The organism is Stenotrophomonas sp. P5_A8, assembly GCF_056400545.1.
The window spans coordinates 1-2,222 of the sequence record NZ_JBFULB010000466.1; the positions used below are offsets into that span (position 1 = coordinate 1).

4 protein-coding genes are annotated in these 2,222 nt (G+C 69.2%); 1 reads left to right on the forward strand and 3 read right to left on the reverse strand.

The window, feature by feature from the left end:
* Positions 1-270, reverse strand: a 270-nt coding sequence (locus AC1DQP_RS19620) for a MerR family transcriptional regulator (protein WP_478052314.1), incomplete at its 3' end; no start/stop codon positions are given.
* A gap of 76 nt (positions 271-346) precedes the next feature.
* Between AC1DQP_RS19620 and AC1DQP_RS19625 the strand changes: the two genes are divergently transcribed.
* Positions 347-1,198, forward strand: a complete 852-nt coding sequence (locus tag AC1DQP_RS19625; RefSeq protein ID WP_457319053.1) for a class I SAM-dependent methyltransferase — start codon at positions 347-349, stop codon at positions 1,196-1,198.
* A gap of 58 nt (positions 1,199-1,256) precedes the next feature.
* Here the strand turns inward: AC1DQP_RS19625 and AC1DQP_RS19630 are convergent, their stop codons facing one another.
* Both AC1DQP_RS19630 and AC1DQP_RS19635 read right to left on the reverse strand, forming a co-directional pair.
* Positions 1,257-1,826, reverse strand: coding sequence for an SCO family protein (locus AC1DQP_RS19630; RefSeq protein ID WP_457319054.1), 570 nt, complete (start codon positions 1,824-1,826; stop codon positions 1,257-1,259).
* A partial coding sequence (locus tag AC1DQP_RS19635) for a copper chaperone PCu(A)C (RefSeq protein WP_478052315.1) occupies positions 1,823-2,222 on the reverse strand: 400 nt, incomplete at its 5' end. The genes AC1DQP_RS19630 and AC1DQP_RS19635, both read right to left, overlap by 4 nt.

Sequence of the window (2,222 nt, forward strand, 5' to 3'; positions counted from 1 at the left end):
GTCCAGTTCGTCGGCCTTGGCCACCAGTCGCGCGCGGTCGATGCGCGTGCCGCCGTCCGCGGCCAACATCGTCGCGATCTCCTCCAGCGACAAGCCCGCAGCCCGGCCCAGCGCAATCAACGCCAGCCGCTCCAGCACCTCTTCGGCGTACACCCGGCGCAACCCGCGTCGGCCGATCGGCTGCACCAGCCCCTTTTCTTCGTAATAGCGCAGTGCCGACGCCGCCAGCCCCGCGCGGCGCGCCACCTCGGCGATATCCAGTTCGCGCATTGCTTGACCTCAAGCGCACTTGAAGTGGCAGAGTGCAGGCTCCCTTCCCTGCTGGCAAGCCCAGAACGAGCCCCTCATGTCCGACACCGCACAACACACCCTGTGGAACGGCCCCGCCGGTCACGCCTGGGTAAAGGCGGAACGGATCCTGGACCAGATGTTTGCCCCGTTCGCCACACAGCTGGCACAGGCCATACCGACCGATTCACCTGCAACGGTGCTGGACGTGGGCTGTGGCACCGGCGCGGCAAGTCTGGAGATTGCGACGCGACTGGGCAGCGGCGGCCACTGCACCGGCGTGGACATTTCCACCCCGCTGATCACGCGCGCCATCACGCGCGCTGCGTCCGCAGCACTGCCGGTGGATTTCAGGGTGGGCGATGCACAGCGGCTTGCGCTGCTGCCCGCCTCGTTCGACCGGATCGTGTCGCGCTTCGGGGTGATGTTCTTCGATGACCCGGTGATGGCCTTCTCCAACCTCCGCCAGGCGACCCGCGACGGTGGCGGCCTGCATGCGATCGCCTGGCGCAGCGCCGCGGAAAACCCGTTCATGACCGCCGCCGAGCGCGCCACTGCTCACCTGTTGACGTTCCCCGCACGCGTTGCCGATGCGCCGGGGCAGTTCGCGTTTGCGGACCGGGACCGGGTGGTCGGCATTGTCACCGACGCCGGATGGCAGAACATTGACGTTGTTGCGCAGGATGTTGCCTGCGAGATCGCCGCCGCGGACCTGCCTGCCTATGTGACGTTGTTGGGCCCGGTCGGGTCGGCGCTGCGCAGCGCGGACATCGAACCGGCGCTGCATGCACGGGTATTGCAGGCGATGGACGAGGCGTTTGCGCCGTTCGTGGTGGGGGACAGGGTGCGATTCGTTGCCGCGTGTTGGGAGGTGCGGGCGCTCGCGCATCCGTCGCGCCGTGGCCAGTAGCAGGATCGCATCCGTGCGCGGTGCGCGTGCCGACCCTGGCGCGCTCATCCGCGTCGCCTCACGTGCGGGTGGGCGTCAGCCGCGTGCGGACCTTGGCCGCCATCTCCGCCTCGGTCAGTGCGTACCCGAGCACCTCCTGCAGCTTGCCGTCGGCACCGAGCAGGAACCACGACGCGGTGTGCTCGAACGTGGCCGCCTCGCCCACGCCGACGCGCTGGTAGCTCACGCCCAGGCTTTCGGCGACGGCACGCGTGCCCGCCTCGTCCCCCGCCAGCCCGATGAACGCCGGGTCGAACGCGGCCAGATACTCGCGCAGGTGGGTCGGGGTGTCGCGCTGCGGATCGACGGTGATGAACACCACCTGCAGGTGCTCCGCCAGCGGCCCGAGCTGGCGCTTGACCTGCACCGCCTTGACCAGGCTGAGCGGGCACACTTCCGGGCAATGGGAGAAACCGAAGAACAGCAGCGTGGGCTTGCCGCGCAAGCTGCTGATCGACAGCGTGCGGCCATCGCTGCTGTGCAGCGCCACCGACTCCAACGCGGCCTGGCCCATGATCGGTGCCTGGCCCCCGCTGCAGCCGGCCAGAAGGGCCAGGCACAACGCGCCGCCGAGCCAACCGCGCCTCATCGCCCTGCCCCATGCCCGTGCAGCTGTGCACTGCTGCCGTCACGCACCACGAAATCCACCTGCTGCTCACCGTCCCGGGCGAACTGCAGGCGCACCCGTACCGGTTGACCCTCCTGCAGCGGGCGCGTGGGCATCATCAACATCAGGTGGTAGCCGCCGGGCTGCAGCGCGGTGACCTTGCCGGCCGGCAGCACCAGCCCCTCCGGCAGCGCCTGCATGCGCATCAGCTCACCGTCCATGCGCATCGCATGGATCTGCACCTGGCCAAAGCCGGTGGCCGTGGCTGCCAGCAATCGGTCTTTCCTGCCGTGGTTGTAGAGCTGCACGTAGCCCGCGGCCACGTTGGCAGCCGGCGGCGGCAGACGGATCCATGCGTGGCTGGCCACTACGGCGGTA